Origin of the sequence: Porphyrobacter sp. HT-58-2 (assembly GCF_002952215.1) — a bacterium.
In the GTDB taxonomy this organism is placed as follows: Bacteria; Pseudomonadota; Alphaproteobacteria; order Sphingomonadales; family Sphingomonadaceae; genus Erythrobacter.
The window spans coordinates 2479016-2493303 of the sequence record NZ_CP022600.1 but is presented as its reverse complement, the minus strand read 5'-3'; the positions used below and the strand labels follow the sequence as shown (position 1 = coordinate 2493303).

12 protein-coding genes are annotated in these 14288 nt (G+C 64.5%); 7 read left to right on the top strand and 5 right to left on the bottom strand.

Features of this window, described 5'->3' with window-relative positions; genetic code table 11:
- Positions 1 to 65 precede the first annotated feature (65 nt).
- Both CHX26_RS11725 and purF read right to left on the bottom strand, forming a co-directional pair.
- Entirely contained in the window at positions 66 to 782 is a 717-nt protein-coding gene (locus CHX26_RS11725; protein WP_104942519.1) for an SDR family NAD(P)-dependent oxidoreductase, read from the bottom strand.
- Positions 783 to 786: 4 nt separating this feature from the next.
- On the bottom strand, positions 787 to 2274 hold the full coding sequence (gene purF, locus CHX26_RS11720; protein WP_104942518.1) for an amidophosphoribosyltransferase: 1488 nt from the start codon (positions 2272 to 2274) through the stop codon (positions 787 to 789).
- A 235-nt stretch (positions 2275 to 2509) separates the two neighbouring features.
- Between purF and CHX26_RS11715 the strand changes: the two genes are divergently transcribed.
- The 7 genes from CHX26_RS11715 to CHX26_RS11685 all read left to right on the top strand — a co-directional run bounded on the left by CHX26_RS11715 (position 2510) and on the right by CHX26_RS11685 (position 11156).
- Positions 2510 to 3748, top strand: coding sequence for a lipoprotein-releasing ABC transporter permease subunit (locus tag CHX26_RS11715; RefSeq protein WP_104942517.1), 1239 nt, complete (start codon positions 2510 to 2512; stop codon positions 3746 to 3748).
- Positions 3741 to 4430, top strand: a complete 690-nt coding sequence (locus CHX26_RS11710) for an ABC transporter ATP-binding protein (RefSeq protein ID WP_104942516.1) — start codon at positions 3741 to 3743, stop codon at positions 4428 to 4430. Before CHX26_RS11715 ends, CHX26_RS11710 begins: the two co-directional genes overlap by 8 nt.
- A 16-nt stretch (positions 4431 to 4446) precedes the next feature.
- Entirely contained in the window at positions 4447 to 4926 is a 480-nt protein-coding gene (locus CHX26_RS11705) for a glutathione peroxidase (protein ID WP_172449820.1), read from the top strand.
- Positions 4927 to 4996: 70 nt separating this feature from the next.
- Positions 4997 to 8497: a DNA polymerase III subunit alpha gene (dnaE, locus tag CHX26_RS11700; protein ID WP_104942514.1), complete on the top strand. Its 3501-nt coding sequence runs from the start codon at positions 4997 to 4999 to the stop codon at positions 8495 to 8497.
- A 112-nt stretch (positions 8498 to 8609) separates the two neighbouring features.
- Positions 8610 to 10211, top strand: coding sequence for a long-chain fatty acid--CoA ligase (locus CHX26_RS11695; RefSeq protein WP_104943409.1), 1602 nt, complete (start codon positions 8610 to 8612; stop codon positions 10209 to 10211).
- Positions 10195 to 10722, top strand: coding sequence for a GNAT family N-acetyltransferase (locus tag CHX26_RS11690; protein WP_233997350.1), 528 nt, complete (start codon positions 10195 to 10197; stop codon positions 10720 to 10722). Before CHX26_RS11695 ends, CHX26_RS11690 begins: the two co-directional genes overlap by 17 nt.
- Positions 10719 to 11156 carry a DUF1330 domain-containing protein gene (locus CHX26_RS11685; RefSeq protein ID WP_104942512.1) on the top strand — a complete coding sequence of 146 codons (438 nt, stop codon included), beginning with the start codon at positions 10719 to 10721 and terminating at the stop codon, positions 11154 to 11156. Before CHX26_RS11690 ends, CHX26_RS11685 begins: the two co-directional genes overlap by 4 nt.
- Before the next feature lie 6 nt (positions 11157 to 11162).
- Here CHX26_RS11685 and moaB read toward each other — a convergent pair whose 3' ends face one another.
- The 3 genes from moaB to CHX26_RS11670 are packed head-to-tail and all read right to left on the bottom strand — an operon-like array spanning position 11163 to position 14273.
- Complete coding sequence (moaB, locus tag CHX26_RS11680) at positions 11163 to 11693, bottom strand: molybdenum cofactor biosynthesis protein B (protein ID WP_104942511.1); 531 nt, start codon at positions 11691 to 11693, stop codon at positions 11163 to 11165.
- A gap of 16 nt (positions 11694 to 11709) precedes the next feature.
- Positions 11710 to 13482 (bottom strand): lytic transglycosylase domain-containing protein, encoded by a 1773-nt coding sequence (locus CHX26_RS11675; RefSeq protein WP_233997133.1) that lies wholly within the window; start codon positions 13480 to 13482, stop codon positions 11710 to 11712.
- Positions 13464 to 14273 (bottom strand): uracil-DNA glycosylase family protein, encoded by an 810-nt coding sequence (locus CHX26_RS11670; RefSeq protein WP_172449818.1) that lies wholly within the window; start codon positions 14271 to 14273, stop codon positions 13464 to 13466. The genes CHX26_RS11675 and CHX26_RS11670 overlap by 19 nt, the downstream gene beginning before the upstream one ends.
- Positions 14274 to 14288 lie beyond the last annotated feature (15 nt).

Genomic DNA, 14288 nt, shown 5'->3' with positions numbered 1-14288 from the left:
ATGGCCGAAAATCCCTAAGGGCAGGTCACAAGAAAGGGTTAACGCGTGGGTAAGTAGTCCGGAAATCAGCCAATGCGTTCGCGGTGAAGCGTATCGAATCCCTCGGCCAGCAGCGCGACCAGCCGGTCGGCCACCGCCTCGGGCGGCTTGACCGTTTCGGGGTCTTCGCCGGGATAGGCCCGCGCGCGCATTTCAGTGCGGGTGGCGCCGGGATCGATGATCGCGACGCGCAAGGGGCTCAGCCGTTCGACTTCGGCTGCGTAGGTTTCGAGCAGGTTCTCGAAGGCTGCCTTGGTCGAACTGTAAGCGGCCCAATAGGGGCGCGGCGCGCTGCCGACGCTGCTGGTGAGGCCAATGATGCGGCCCGCCTCGGCGCGGCGCAACAGCGGGTCGAACCCGGCAATCAGCGCCTGGGTGGCGACCACATTGGTCAGCAACGCCTGATTGAACTGCTTGGGCTCCATCTGCGAGGCAGGGGTCAGCTCGGGCAGATAGGCGGCGGCGAGCAACATGATGTCGAGCGTCTGCCAGCGCCCGGCAATGGCATTGGCAAGCCGGGTGACGGCATCAGGCTCGGTCAGATCGACGGGCGCGATGGTCGAGGTGCCGCCGGCGGCATGGATCGCATCCTCGACCTCTTCCAGCGCTTTGACCTTGCGCGCGACGAGGATGACGTGTGCGCCCGCTGCGGCAAGAGCCTTGGCGGTGGCGGCACCGATCCCGCGACTTGCACCGGTGACGAGCGCGGTCTTCCCGGCGAGCGGTTTCGAAGTGTCGGTCATGGGATCAGGCTGCTTTCGGATCGGCAAAGGGGAGTTCGGCGCTCTTGGCCTCGGCCAGCGCGAGGTCGGTGAGCGAGGTGGGGTAGTCGCCGGTAAAGCAGGCATCGCAGAACTGCGGGCAGGCCTTGTCGCGCCCCTGCTTGCCGACGGCGCGGTAGAGGCCGTCAATCGAGATGAAGGCGAGGCTGTCGGCCTTGATGAATTCGCGCATCGGTTCTAGCTCCATGCGCGCCGCGAGCAGCTTGGAGCGTTCGGGCGTGTCGACGCCATAGAAGCAGGAATGCGCGGTCGGCGGGCTGGCGACACGGAAATGCACTTCGGCCGCGCCTGCCTCGCGCATCATCTCGACGATCTTGAGAGAGGTCGTGCCGCGCACGATAGAATCGTCGATCAGCACGATGCGCTTGCCTTCGACGAGGGCGCGGTTGGCATTGTGCTTGCGCTTGACCGAAGAATGGCGCGCTCCATCGCCCGGCTGGATGAAAGTGCGCCCGACATAGTGCGACCGGATGATGCCAAGTTCGAAGGGGATGCCCGACTGCTGCGCAAAGCCGAGCGCGGCGGGTACCCCGCTGTCAGGGACAGGCACGACCAGATCGGCCTCGCACGGAGCTTCGAGCGCAAGCTGCATCCCGATCGCCTTGCGCGCTTCATAAACCGAGCGGCCCGCGAACACGCTGTCGGGGCGGCTGAAATAGACGTGTTCGAAAATGCAGGGCCGCGCGGCGGGGCTGCCGAAGGGGCGCACCGAACGGATCTCGCCCGAGAAATCGACCAGCACCAGTTCGCCCGGTTCGACTTCGCGGATCACTTCGGCCCCGACCACATCGAAGGCCACGGTTTCGGAGGCGAACAATATCGATTCGCCCAGGCGGCCCATCACCAGCGGGCGAATGCCCAGCGGATCGCGGCAGGCGATCATGCCTTCGGGCGTCATCACGATCAGCGCATAGGCGCCCTCGACCAGCCGCAGCGCGTCCACCAGCCGGTCGGCTATGGTGGGGTAGCGGCTTGTGGCGACGAGGTGGATGATGACTTCGGTATCGGAGGTCGACTGGAAGATCGAACCCTTGCCCACCAGATCGGCGCGCAGCATCATCGCATTGGAAATGTTGCCATTATGCGCCACGGCGAAACCGCCGCTGGCCAGATCGGCATAGAGCGGCTGGACGTTTCTGAGCCCCGATCCGCCGGTTGTCGAATAGCGCACATGGCCTGCCGCCATGTGGCCGGGCAGGGCAGCGATGGCTTCGGAGCTGGAAAAATTCTCGGCCACATGGCCAAGCCCGCGGCTGGCGTAGAATTCCTTGCCATCGAAGCTGACGATCCCGGCGGCTTCCTGTCCGCGGTGCTGGAGCGCGTGCAAGCCGAGCGCAGTCGCCGCAGCAGCATCGGCAGCATTGATCGCGCCGAAAATTCCGCATTCCTCGCGCAGCTTGTCGCCATCTGCATCAAGAAAGGGATGGGTCACATTGAGGGGTGTCATCGGCATCACCAGACCTGTCCGCAAGCCTGCCGCGGAGTGGGCAGGCCCCCAATGGCGATGTGACGGATCAATTACAAGTCAAAGCACGTCTGTGGACCCGGTCTTTTTGCTGACCGGCGTGTGACACGCGCGGACCGCAAGCGGGTGCAAGCCGGGGAGATTGCCCCGTCGCGGGATTGCGGCGCTGGCGCCCTGCCACTACAGGCTTGGTTCAGCGCAGACAGGGCAGATCTTACCACTCATGCTTTCCCCGTTCGAATGGATGATCGCCAAACGCTACCTCTGGCCCGGCAAGGGCGAGGCATTCATTGCGCTTGTCGCAGGGATTTCGGTGGGCGTGGTGATGCTGTCGGTTGCCATGCTGGTGATCGTGATGAGCGTGATGAACGGCTTTCGCGCCGAACTGCTCGACAAGATCGTGGGATTGAACGGCCATGCCGTGGTGCAGGCCTATGGCGGGCGGCTCGACAACTGGGAGGATGTGCTCGCCAGGGTCAAGGCGACCCCGGGTGTGACCGATGCCTCCCCGCTGATCGAACGGCCGTTGCTGGTCCAGTACGAAGGCCGCACCGAGGCGGTGTTCGTGCGGGGGCAGACCGACAAGGACATTGCCGAACTTGGCGAGAAAGTGCTGCTCGGTGATATCGGCGCGCTACGGGCCGGGGCGAACAGGGTCGCGATCGGCAGCCGTCTGGCGCAGAACATCGGCGTTAGGGTGGGCGATACCATCACCATCATCAACCCGCAGGGCCGCGCCACGCCCTTTGGCACCTCGATCCGCCAGGTTGGCTATGAAGTCGCGGCGATCTTCGAGGTCGGCATCTATGACTATGACGAGAAATTTGTCGTCCTGCCGATGAAGGAGGCGCAGACCCTGCTTCTGATGGGAGATTCGGTCGGAATGATCGAAGTTACCGTACAAGATCCCGACAAGGTGGGAGAGATCCTTCGCCCCGTCGCCGATGCGCTGACCGGTCGCGCGGTGGTGGCCGACTGGAAGACCATCAACTCGGCCCTGTTCGAAGCCTTGCAGGTCGAACGGGTGGCGATGTTCTTCGCGCTGTCCTTCATGGTGCTGGTCGCGGCCTTCAACATCCTGTCGAGCCTTGTCATGCTGGTGCGTGCCAAGACACGTGACATTGCGATCATGCGGACGATGGGCGCGACGCGGCGTTCCATGCTCAAGATTTTCGTGACCACCGGCACCACGGTCGGCGCGATCGGGACGCTGGCCGGGCTAATGCTGGGCGCAACCGTGCTGTTCTTCCGTGAGCCGATTGTCGACTTCATCGCCTTTGCCACGGGGCAGGAGATATGGGATCCTGAGGTGCGGTTCCTCTCCACCCTGCCTTCGCGCACCGATCCGTGGGAGATTCTGGGCATTGTCACGCTGGCGCTGGGGATGAGCTTCCTGGCAACGCTCTATCCGGCCTTCAAGGCGGCCAATACCGATCCTGTGCAGGTGCTGCGCTATGAATAGCATCCAGCCCATCGTCGCGTTGCGCGATCTCAGACGCTCGTTCGAGCAGGGCGGGGAGCGGATCGACGTGCTGCGCGGCGTCAATCTCGACATCATGCCGGGTGAGATCGTTGCGCTGCTTGGGCCTTCGGGGTCGGGGAAGTCGACCATGCTTCAGGCCGTGGGCCTGCTCGAAGGCGGGTTCGAAGGATCGATCACGATTGCCGGAAGCCGGGCGGAGCATCTGTCCGGCGATGAACGCACCCAGCTTCGGCGCGACCATCTGGGGTTTGTCTACCAGTTCCACCATCTGCTGCCCGACTTCGACGCGCGCGAGAATGTGGTGATGCCGCAGATGATCCGTGGGCAGTCGCGCGAGGATGCCGCAGCGCGGGCTGACAGCTTGCTGACGAGCCTTGGCCTGGGCGCCCGCCTGTCTCATCGCCCAAGCCAGCTTTCCGGCGGCGAACAGCAGCGCGTCGCCGTCGCCCGCGCGCTCGCCAATCAGCCGACGCTGGTGCTGGCGGACGAGCCGACCGGCAATCTTGATGAACACACCTCCGACGCGGTGCTGGCGCAGTTCCTGGCGCTGGTGCGGGGCGAGGGTAGCGCGGCGCTGGTTGCCACGCACAATGAACGCCTTGCGGCCAGAATGGACCGCGTGGTGCGTCTGAAGGAAGGCGTGCTCATCGAAGGGCTTTGACAGGGGATTGCAAGCCATGACGACGATTGCCGATTTCACCGTCACGACCAACCGGGGCGAGCCGCTCGACCTGTCGAGCAAGCTCGGCACGGTGCTGCTGGTGGTCAACACCGCCTCCAAGTGCGGCTTTACCCCCCAGTATGACGGGCTGGAGAAACTCTACCAGCAATACAAGGATCGCGGGTTCGAGGTGCTGGGTTTCCCGTGCAACCAGTTCGGCGCGCAGGAGCCCGGTTCTGCCGAGGAAATCGACCAGTTCTGCAAGGTCAATTTCGGCGTCACCTTTCCGCTGATGGCCAAGATCGATGTGAACGGCGCCAATGCCTCGCCGCTCTACGACTGGATGAAGTCGGAAAAGAAGGGGCTGATGGGGTCGACCTCGATCAAATGGAACTTCACCAAGTTCCTGATCGGACGCGATGGCAAGGTCGTGAGGCGCTATGGCCCGACCGACAAGCCCGAAGCGATTGCCAAGGACATCGAAGCCCTGCTGTAAGAGGGCGGCCTGTGGAGAATTAATCGCTCTGCCCGCTTTGAGAATCGCGCCGAATTCCTAAACTGCGCGAATGCCGTTTGCCCCCTTCGTCCCGCTGCGCGTGCTGTCGTCCTATTCGATGCTCGAAGGGGCGGTCGATCCCAAGGATATTGCCAAGCTGGCGAAGGAACGCGGCTTTCCGGCGGTGGCGATCTGCGACCGTAACGGGCTTTACGGCATCATGGCCTTCGCAGCCGCCTGCAAGAGCGAAGGCGTGCAGCCGATCATCGGCGCGCTGCTGGGTGTGGCGCGGGACGATAGCCGCAGCACCATCGACCACCTGCCGCTGTTTGCGCAGGATGACGCGGGCTATGACAACCTGTGCCACCTGGTATCGGCGGCGCATCTCGATCGCCCGCTGGAACGTGATCCCCATGTCACGCTGACCGATCTCGAAGGGCGCACCGATGGCCTCATCGCGCTCACCGGTGCGGGCGAGGGCGGGCTGACGCGGCTGCTGGCAGAGGAGCAGTTTGACGCTGCCGAGCGGCTCGCTGACCGGCTGGAGGCGCTGTTTCCGGGGCGGCTCTATGTCGAGATCGCGCGCCACGGCGATCCGGTGTGCGAACGCGCCGAGGATGCACTGATCGATCTCGCCTATGCCAGAGGCCTGCCACTGGTTGCGACCAACCCGGCCAACTTTGCCGAACCGCATATGCACAAGGCGCATGATGCGATGCTGTGCATTGCCCATTCGACCCAGATCGAGGCGGAAGAGCGCCCGCGTTCCAACCCTCAGGCCTTCGTCAAATCAGCGAGCATGATGGATGAGGCCTTCGTCGATCTGCCCGAGGCGACCGCCAACACCCTCGTGATCGCCCAGCGCTGCGCCTTCGCGCCGCCCTATCGCAAGCCGATCCTTCCCAGCCTTGCGGGCGATCTGGCGGGCGAGGCGCGGATGCTGGCGGAGGATTCGCGTTCGGGTCTTGAGGCGCGTCTCGCCGCCTATCCCGATCTGACCGAGGAGGAGCGCAAAGCCTATTTCGACCGCCTCGAATTCGAGATCGACGTGATCGTGAAGATGGGCTTTCCCGGTTACTTCCTGATCGTTGCCGACTTCATCAAGTGGGCCAAGGAGCAGGGGATTCCGGTTGGGCCGGGGCGTGGGTCAGGGGCAGGCTCGGCAGTCGCATGGGCGCTGACCATCACCGATCTCGATCCGATCAGGCTGGGGCTGCTGTTCGAACGCTTTTTGAACCCCGAACGCGTGTCGATGCCTGACTTCGATATCGACTTCTGCGAAACGCGCCGCGGCGAAGTGATCCGCTACGTCCAGCAGAAATATGGCGCGGATCACGTCGCGCAGATCATCACCTTCGGCAAGATGAAGGCCCGCGCGGTGCTGCGCGATTGCGGGCGGATCCTGCAGATGAGCTATGGCCAGGTCGACCGGTTGTGCAAGATGGTGCCAAACCACCCGACCGACCCCTGGCCGCTGCCGCGCGCGCTCAACGGGGTGGCCGAGTTCAAGCGCGAATATGACAACGACAAGGAAGTGAAGCGCCTTGTCGATCTGGCGATGCAGCTCGAAGGCCTGCCGCGCAATTCCTCGACCCACGCAGCGGGTGTGGTGATCGGTGACCGGCCTCTGGCCAAGCTGGTGCCGCTCTATCGCGATCCGCGTTCGGACATGCCGGTAACGCAGTTCGACATGAAATATGTCGAATCCAGCGGCCTTGTGAAGTTCGACTTCCTTGGCCTTAAGACCCTGTCGGTGTTGAGGAAGGCCGTCGACCTGCTTGCGGCTCGCGGCATCACCATCGATCTCGGCGCGCTCGCGCTTGATGATCCTCAGGTCTATGCGCTGATGCAAGCGGGTAATACCGTGGGCGTGTTCCAGTTGGAATCCGAAGGGATGCGGCGCACGCTCAAGGCGGTCAAGCCGACCAATTTCGGCGACATCATTGCGCTCGTCTCGCTCTACCGTCCCGGCCCGATGGACAACATCCCGCTGTTCGGCCAGCGCAAGGCCGGGCAGGTGCCGATCGAATATCCGCACCCCAAGCTCGAAGGCATTCTGGCGGAAACCTACGGCATCTTCGTCTATCAGGAACAGGTGATGCAGGCCGCGCAGGTGCTGGCGGGCTATTCGCTGGGGGACGCAGACCTCTTGCGCCGCGCGATGGGCAAGAAGGTGCAGGCCGAGATGGACGCCCAGCGCGGGCGGTTCGTCGAAGGCTGCAAGGCTGTATCGGATATCGAGGCCAAGCAGGCCAACGAGCTGTTCGACTTGATCGACAAGTTTGCAGGCTATGGCTTCAACAAGTCGCACGCCGCTGCCTATGCGCTGCTCGCTTACCAGACCGCGTGGATGAAGGCGCATTACCCGGAAGAATTCTACGCCGCCTCGATGTGCTTCGACATGCACCAGTCGGAAAAGCTGAACGTGTTTGTCGATGATGCGCGGCGTTACCCCAATGGCGCAGGGGGTGTGCAGGTGCTCGCGCCCTGCATCAACGCCTCCGAGGCTGAATTTACCGTCGAACAGACCGATACCGGCTATGCCGTGCGCTATGCGCTCGCCGGGATCAGGAATGTCGGCGAAAAGGCGATGGATGCGATCGTGGCCGAGCGGCGCGAGAACGGGCCTTTCGACAGCCTCAAGGACCTGTTTGAACGATTGCCGCAAGGCACCATGAACCGCCGTCAGCTGGAAGGGCTGATCTGTGCCGGTGCCTTTGATGCTCTGGAGCCCAATCGCGCGCTGCTGTTTGCCAATGCCGATCTTCTGATGGCGGTGGCCGATGCAGCGATCCGCGAGAGGTCGAGTGGGCAGGCGGGGCTGTTTGGCGGTGATGCGGGGCCGGCCGAAGAGCTCCGGCTCCAGCCGACGGAGGCCTGGAGCCGCAATGATCGCATGGCCAAGGAGCGCGAGAATTTCGGGTTCTATTTCTCCGCTCATCCGGTTCAGCAATACCGCGAAGTCGCCTCGGCCAATGGTGCGCGGACGTATCAAAGCCTGATGGAAGCCGGCGCGCCTGCGGGCGGGCGGGGCTCTGCGGTCATGGCGGTGCTGGTTGAAGGCATCACCAAGGCGCGCACCCGCAAGGGCGGAACCTTCGTGCGGGCGGACTTTTCGGACGCTTCAGGGCAGTTTTCGGCCGCCTGCTTCGAAGAGGCGCTGGTGCCCGATTTCGAGCGCTGGGCAGCGGATGGTGAGTGCCTGCTGCTCACGGTCGAACTCGACAGCCCCAACCCCGATGAGCCACCCCGCCTTACCGTGCGCGGGGCGCGGCCGCTGGCAGCGGTGAGCGGGGCGACGGCGATGGAGCTGACCGCTGCAATCGCCTCGGTCGAGGCCTTGCGCGAACTCCAGATCGAATTGGAGGCGGCCAAGGGCGACCGCCCGACCGGGGCGGGCGAGGTGGTGGTGCGCCTGATGCTGACGGGCGGGGGCGAGGCCGAGGTACGGCTTGGGCGCAATTTCGTGCTGACCGGCGAACTGGCCGAACGGCTGGCGGCGGTCGAAGGTATTTCCCGCGTGGCGCTTGTCCCGCTCAAGAAACGCGGCAATCTGCGGCTGGTTGCCTGATATCAGGTCATGCTGCCCGATTGCCAAGCGCGGTGGCTGCGGGCATTCAATCGCTCTGATTCACCTACAACATGCGCAGCCCAATGCGCTTTAACGAGAGAGGATGACGGACATGGCTCGGCTCGGAGCAATGCAGGACTGGACGATGCGGGTCACCGCAGTGATCGATCACGCCGCGCGCGAGGCGGGTGATCGCGAGATTGTCAGCCGTTGGGCCGATGGCAGCGAGACGCGTACCAACTGGGCGGGCATCCGCGCCGATGCGCTCAAGATGGCGCAGGCGCTCCAGCGGCTCGGCATCAAGCCTGGCGACAAAGTGGCAAGCCTCGCCATGAACCATGCGCGCCATCTGGTGAGCTGGTATGGCGTGGCGGGCATGGGCGGGGTGCTCCACACCGTGAACCCTCGGCTGTTCGACGATCAGCTCGAATATATCGTAAACCACGCCGAGGACCGGGTGCTGTGCTATGACGCGGCGTTCCAGCCTATCGTTGACCGGATGAAGGCGCGCTGGACCACGGTCGAGCATTACATCTGCTATGATTCTGGCGCTAACGCCCCGGCCTTCGAGGACTGGATCGGCGCAGAGGACGGTGATTTCGAATGGGTCACCGGGCCGGAAACCGACCCCTGCATGATCTGCTACACCAGCGGCACCACCGGCAATCCCAAGGGCGTGCAATACGAACACCGCTCGACGGTGATGCACGCCATGAGCGGACTGCAACCGGCGGCGTTCAATTTCAGCGCGGCTTCGGTGATGCTGCCTGTCGTGCCGATGTTCCATGCGGCAAGCTGGGGCCTGCCCTATGCGGGCGCGATGGCGGGGATCAAGTTCGTGTTCTCGGCGGTCAATGACCCGGCCGTGCTGCACGATCTGATGCTGCGCGAAGGGGTAACCGACAGCGCGGGCGTGCCGACCGTTTGGCTGGCGCATTTCCAGTATTGCGACGCCAACGGCCTCGACCTGCCGCCTTTGAAAGCCGCCACTATCGGCGGCTCGGCGGCGCCCAAGTTCATGATCGAGCGGCTGATGAAGAACGGCACCCGCGTCCAGCACGCCTGGGGGATGACCGAAACCTCGCCCATCGGCACGGTTGGCGGGCCGACCTGGGACTGGGACCAGCTCACGCTTGAGGAAAAGATCGAGAAGACCGCAATGCAGGGCCGTCCGATCTTCGGCGTGCAGCTGCGCACCGTCGATCTCGACGACATGACCACCGAATTGCCGCGCGACGGCAAGACCTCGGGCGCGCTCCAGATCCGGGGTCCGTGGATCATCAAGCGCTACTTCAAGGCGGAACAGGACGCGGTGAACAACGAAGGCTGGTTCGACACCGGCGATGTCGGCATCCTGCATCCCGACGGCACGCTGCAACTGACCGACCGCACCAAGGACGTGATCAAGTCCGGCGGCGAATGGATCAGCTCGGTCGAGCTCGAAAACGCCGCCTGCGGGCATCCGGCAGTGGCCGAGGCCGCCTGTATCGGCATCTATCACCCCAAGTGGGACGAGCGCCCGGTGCTGTTCGTGGTCAAGAAGGCCGGGGCCGAGGTGACCGGCGGCGAAATCATCGAGCATTTGAAGCCGCTGATCGCCAAGTGGTGGCTGCCCGATGCGGTCGAATTCGTCGACGACATTCCGCACACCGCCACCGGCAAGATCAGCAAGAAGGATCTGCGCGACCGGTTTGCGGATTACAAGCTTGCCTGATGCGGGCGTCCGGCCTGCGTGTCCCGCCGACGCGCAGGCCATCGCCGCGATCTACGCATGGCACGTGGCCAATGGCACGGCGACCTTCGATACCGTCGCGCCTGATGAAGCGACATGGGCGGCAAAGATTGCCGATTTCGCCACCCGCGGATTTCCCTTTCTCGTCGCCGAGCGTGAGGGTGACGTGGTCGCCTATGCTTATGCCGCCCGCTTCCGTGACCGCGCCGCTTACGCGCACACTTGCGAGGACAGCATCTATGTCACCCGTGATGCGCGCGGGGGCGGGATCGGAACGGCGCTGCTCCTCGCCCTGATCGCGGCGGCGCGTGCGAGCGGTTTCCAGCAGATGATCGCGGTGATCGGCGGGGGCGAGCCGGCCTCGGTCGCACTCCACGGCAAGTGCGGCTTTGCTCACGCCGGGCGGATGCGCAATGTCGGCTTCAAGTTCGGGCGGCTGCTCGATACCGTCTACATGCAACGCGACTTGAGGGAGGAGGACCCCAGCCCATGACCTGCCAGACCTATATCGACCCCTCGCCGGACAATTTTCAGGCGTTCAAGGACCTGCCGCGCGATACCCCGATCAACATGCTGAATCTGCTGCTCTATCGTGATCAGGCCGAATACCCGGAGGGTCATGAACACGCGGGCAAAGGCTGGAGCGGGCGGCGCGCCTATGAGGAATACGGCGTCACGAGCGGCCCGATCTTCCGCAAGCTCGGCGGGCAGATCCTGTGGCGCGGACGGTTCGAGACGATGGTGACGGGGCCGGAAGGCGAACGCTGGCACGATGCCTTCATCGCCCAGTACCCCAATGCCGGCGCCTTCTTCGCCATGATCAAGGACCCCGATTACCAGATCGCGGTGGTTAATCGCACCGCCGCACTCGTCGACAGCCGGTTGGTGCGATTTGCACCCGGCGAGGCGGGGGAGGGTTTCGGGTAACGCGGCCTAGATTTCCCTGAGGCGCGGCATCAGTTCGACAAAGTTGCAGGGGCGGTTGCGGCTGTCGAGCTGTTCGGCAAGGATGCCGTCCCAGCCATCCTTGACCGCGCCGTTCGAGCCGGGGAGCGCGAAGATGTAGGTGCCGCGCGCCACCACCGCACAGGCGCGCGATTGTACCGTGCTGGTGCCGATGCTCTTGAAACTGAGCCAGCGGAACAGCTCGCCAAAGCCCGGAATGTCGCGCGCGCCATTGATCATCGCCAGTGCCTCAGGCGTGACATCGCGCCCGGTCAGGCCGGTGCCTCCGGTGCTGACCACAGCATCGATCTGCGGATCGTCGATCCACGCCTCGAACTGGGCGGCAAGCAGGTGGGCGTCGTCTTTCACGATGGTGCGCGCGGCCAGGATGTGGCCTGCGCCGGTCACTCGGCCCGCGAGGATATCGCCCGAGGTATCAGTCTCTGGCGTGCGCGTGTCGGAAACGGTCAGAACGGCGATGTTGATCGGCTTGAATGCCCGGCTCTCGTCAATCGCCACGTTCTGCCTCTCCCGCCTATGGCTCCAATCTGGCCGAACGGGTCGTAGCAGCGCGCGGGAACTCCGGCCAGCGCCCTTGTGCAAGGGCGCGGCGGCTGGGCGAGGGGACCCCGGCGGCGCGTTCGTACATCCAGTAATTGCGCATCACGATCGCGACATAGCCGCGGGTTTCCCAATAGGGGATCGATTCCATCCACAGCAGCGGATCGTTCTGGTCGTTGATCTCGTAATTCCAGCGGCCGATCGGCGTCAGGCCTGCGTTATAGGCGGCCATGATCTTGGGCAACGCGCCGCCGGTCGAAGGGTGATCGCGCAGCATTTCCAGATGACGCTGGCCATAGGCGAGGTTGATCTGGGGGTCGTTGAGGTCCTGATAGGAGGCGCCCAGGCCCAGCCGGACCGTGTGGTCGCGGGCCGCGGCAGGCATGATCTGCATCAGGCCGCGGGCGTTGGCCGGGCTGACGGCGTTGGCACGGAAGTTCGATTCCTGAAGCGCATGGGCAAAGGCCAGCGCCGGATCGACCTGCCAGCCGCCCACCGGCTGCCAATGTGCCACCGGAAAACGCAAGGACCGGTCGCTGCTGACGCCGTAAGGAGCATTGTGCGCCATGAACAGCTGCGTGGCAGGCAGACCCAGTTCGCGCGCCAGTCGCGAAAGCGGGGCAAAGTGCATTGCCGGGGCAATGCGCGCTTCGTGGCGCAAGACTTCGTCGGCAAGGCCCGGGCGGCCGATCTCCATCAGTGCCGCAGCAACGCGGACATTGGGACGCTGCGCCAATTGCTGCCAGTCCGCACGGCTGAGAGCCGCGGGCGGGGCATGGGCCGGCAGTTCCACGCCCAGCTGATCGGCGGCCAGCATGCCGTAAAGCGTCTCGTCCATCTGGGCGGCGGCATTGAGATATTGCGCTGCCAGACCCGGCTCACGGCACCGGATCGCAGCGCGGTGCGCCCAGTAATGCCCGGCAGCGGCCAGTTCGACATTGGAGGCCCGGCCAGCAACCCGTGCAAAAGCTTCACCGGCGAGCGAGCAGTGGCCGAGCCGCCAGGCGGCAAGCCCTTCGACCCAGGCGCCCTCCGCGACCCATTCGCCGGTTCCCTCAGCCACTGTCCGGGCAAGTTCGAGCGCGGCGTTATCATCGTTTTCGATGTAATAGCTCCACGCCACGCGCTGGCGCCACTCGGCGCGGGCATCGCTGGAGAGCTGCCAGTCAGCCTCGATCAGCAGGCGATGCGCCTCGGCAGGCGTGTCAGCCTTGATCGCGGCAAGGATCGCACTGGCGGTTGCGGCGGGCATGGTGCCATCGTTGACCGGGCGCGGAAGTATCCGCTTCGGTGCATAGGGCTGGCGGGCAAAGCCCTGCGGAGAAGGCAAAGGCGGAAGATAGGTCAGCCCGCGCTTGGCCCCCATCCGGGCAAGCTGTTCTGCCTGCGGGAGATCAGTACCCGCAGCAAACCAGGCGGCGATCTGCTCAGCCGCAATCTTGGGGCTGTTGGCATGGGTGTAATATTCGGCCCGCGCCGCCTGATCCAGCACGCCGCCTGGCCGCTGGGCCAACAGGTTTTCGACCTCAGCCCATTTTTCGGCATCGATTGCGGCAAACAGCGCGCGGTAATGAGCGCGTTCATCAGCCGAAAGGACGGCCGTGACCGGGCTGTCAGCGGGCGTTGCTCCGTTCCAGCGTGCCACGAGATCGCCCGACTGCGCCGCCGCGGGCGTCAGCGGGAAGGTCGTGGTCAGCACCATTGCTGCAAGCGCAGCAGCGGAGCACTTCAGTTTGTGGCCGACCATTCCATCCATCTCCGCCAGAACCGGGCTTTCAGCCGGGGCATTTCCATCATCGCGTCGAGCGTCTCGCTGATCATTACCGGGCGGTTAGCATTGGTATGGTTATTCCGACTTAAACTATTAGGGTTAATTTCGGTTAGCATTGGCGAGAGGCCAGCGCCGAGCGCTAGCACACGGGCGGGCGCAACGAGACGGATGTGATGTGCCGTCACCGCGTCCATTCCGCCCGCCGCCAGTGCTGCAAGGTCAGCCATCGGTGTGTGGCAGGCAAGAGCTGAGGCGACATAGACTGCGCTTTCGTCGAGGCCCATGGCGGCCAGCATTCGGCCAAGCAGGCGCCCTTGCGGCCCGGCCAGCAACTGCTCGCGATCATCGAACTCGGGCTGCACAGTCAGAACCATCAGCGCGGCGCCTGCTTTCCCACGCGGCGGAACCCGGGGAAAACCGCGCGCCGTATCGAGCCCGGGTGCTTCCATCCACCATTCCTGGAAGGCGGGGAGATCGGCTGGCGGCGAATCGCCCAGCAGATTGCGCCTGAGAACTGCCGGTGCGGGTGGCGCGGCCGCCAATACCGGCATCGCCCGCCGGTCTGGCGCGGCAATCTGGGCGGGGTTGGCAGAGCGCGCATTCCCCGCGTCTGCGCCGGGTGCGTCGGCAGGCCGAGGCGATTGAGCCACCGGATCGGCCAACCACGCCGTAGCGTCATCGACGAAGTCGCAGTCCACCCCGGCTGCCTGCCAGAAGGCCAGCGCGGCTTCGAGTTCGCGGGCAAGGGTGGTTTCGGGACGGGTCATCGCTGCGGGTGCTAT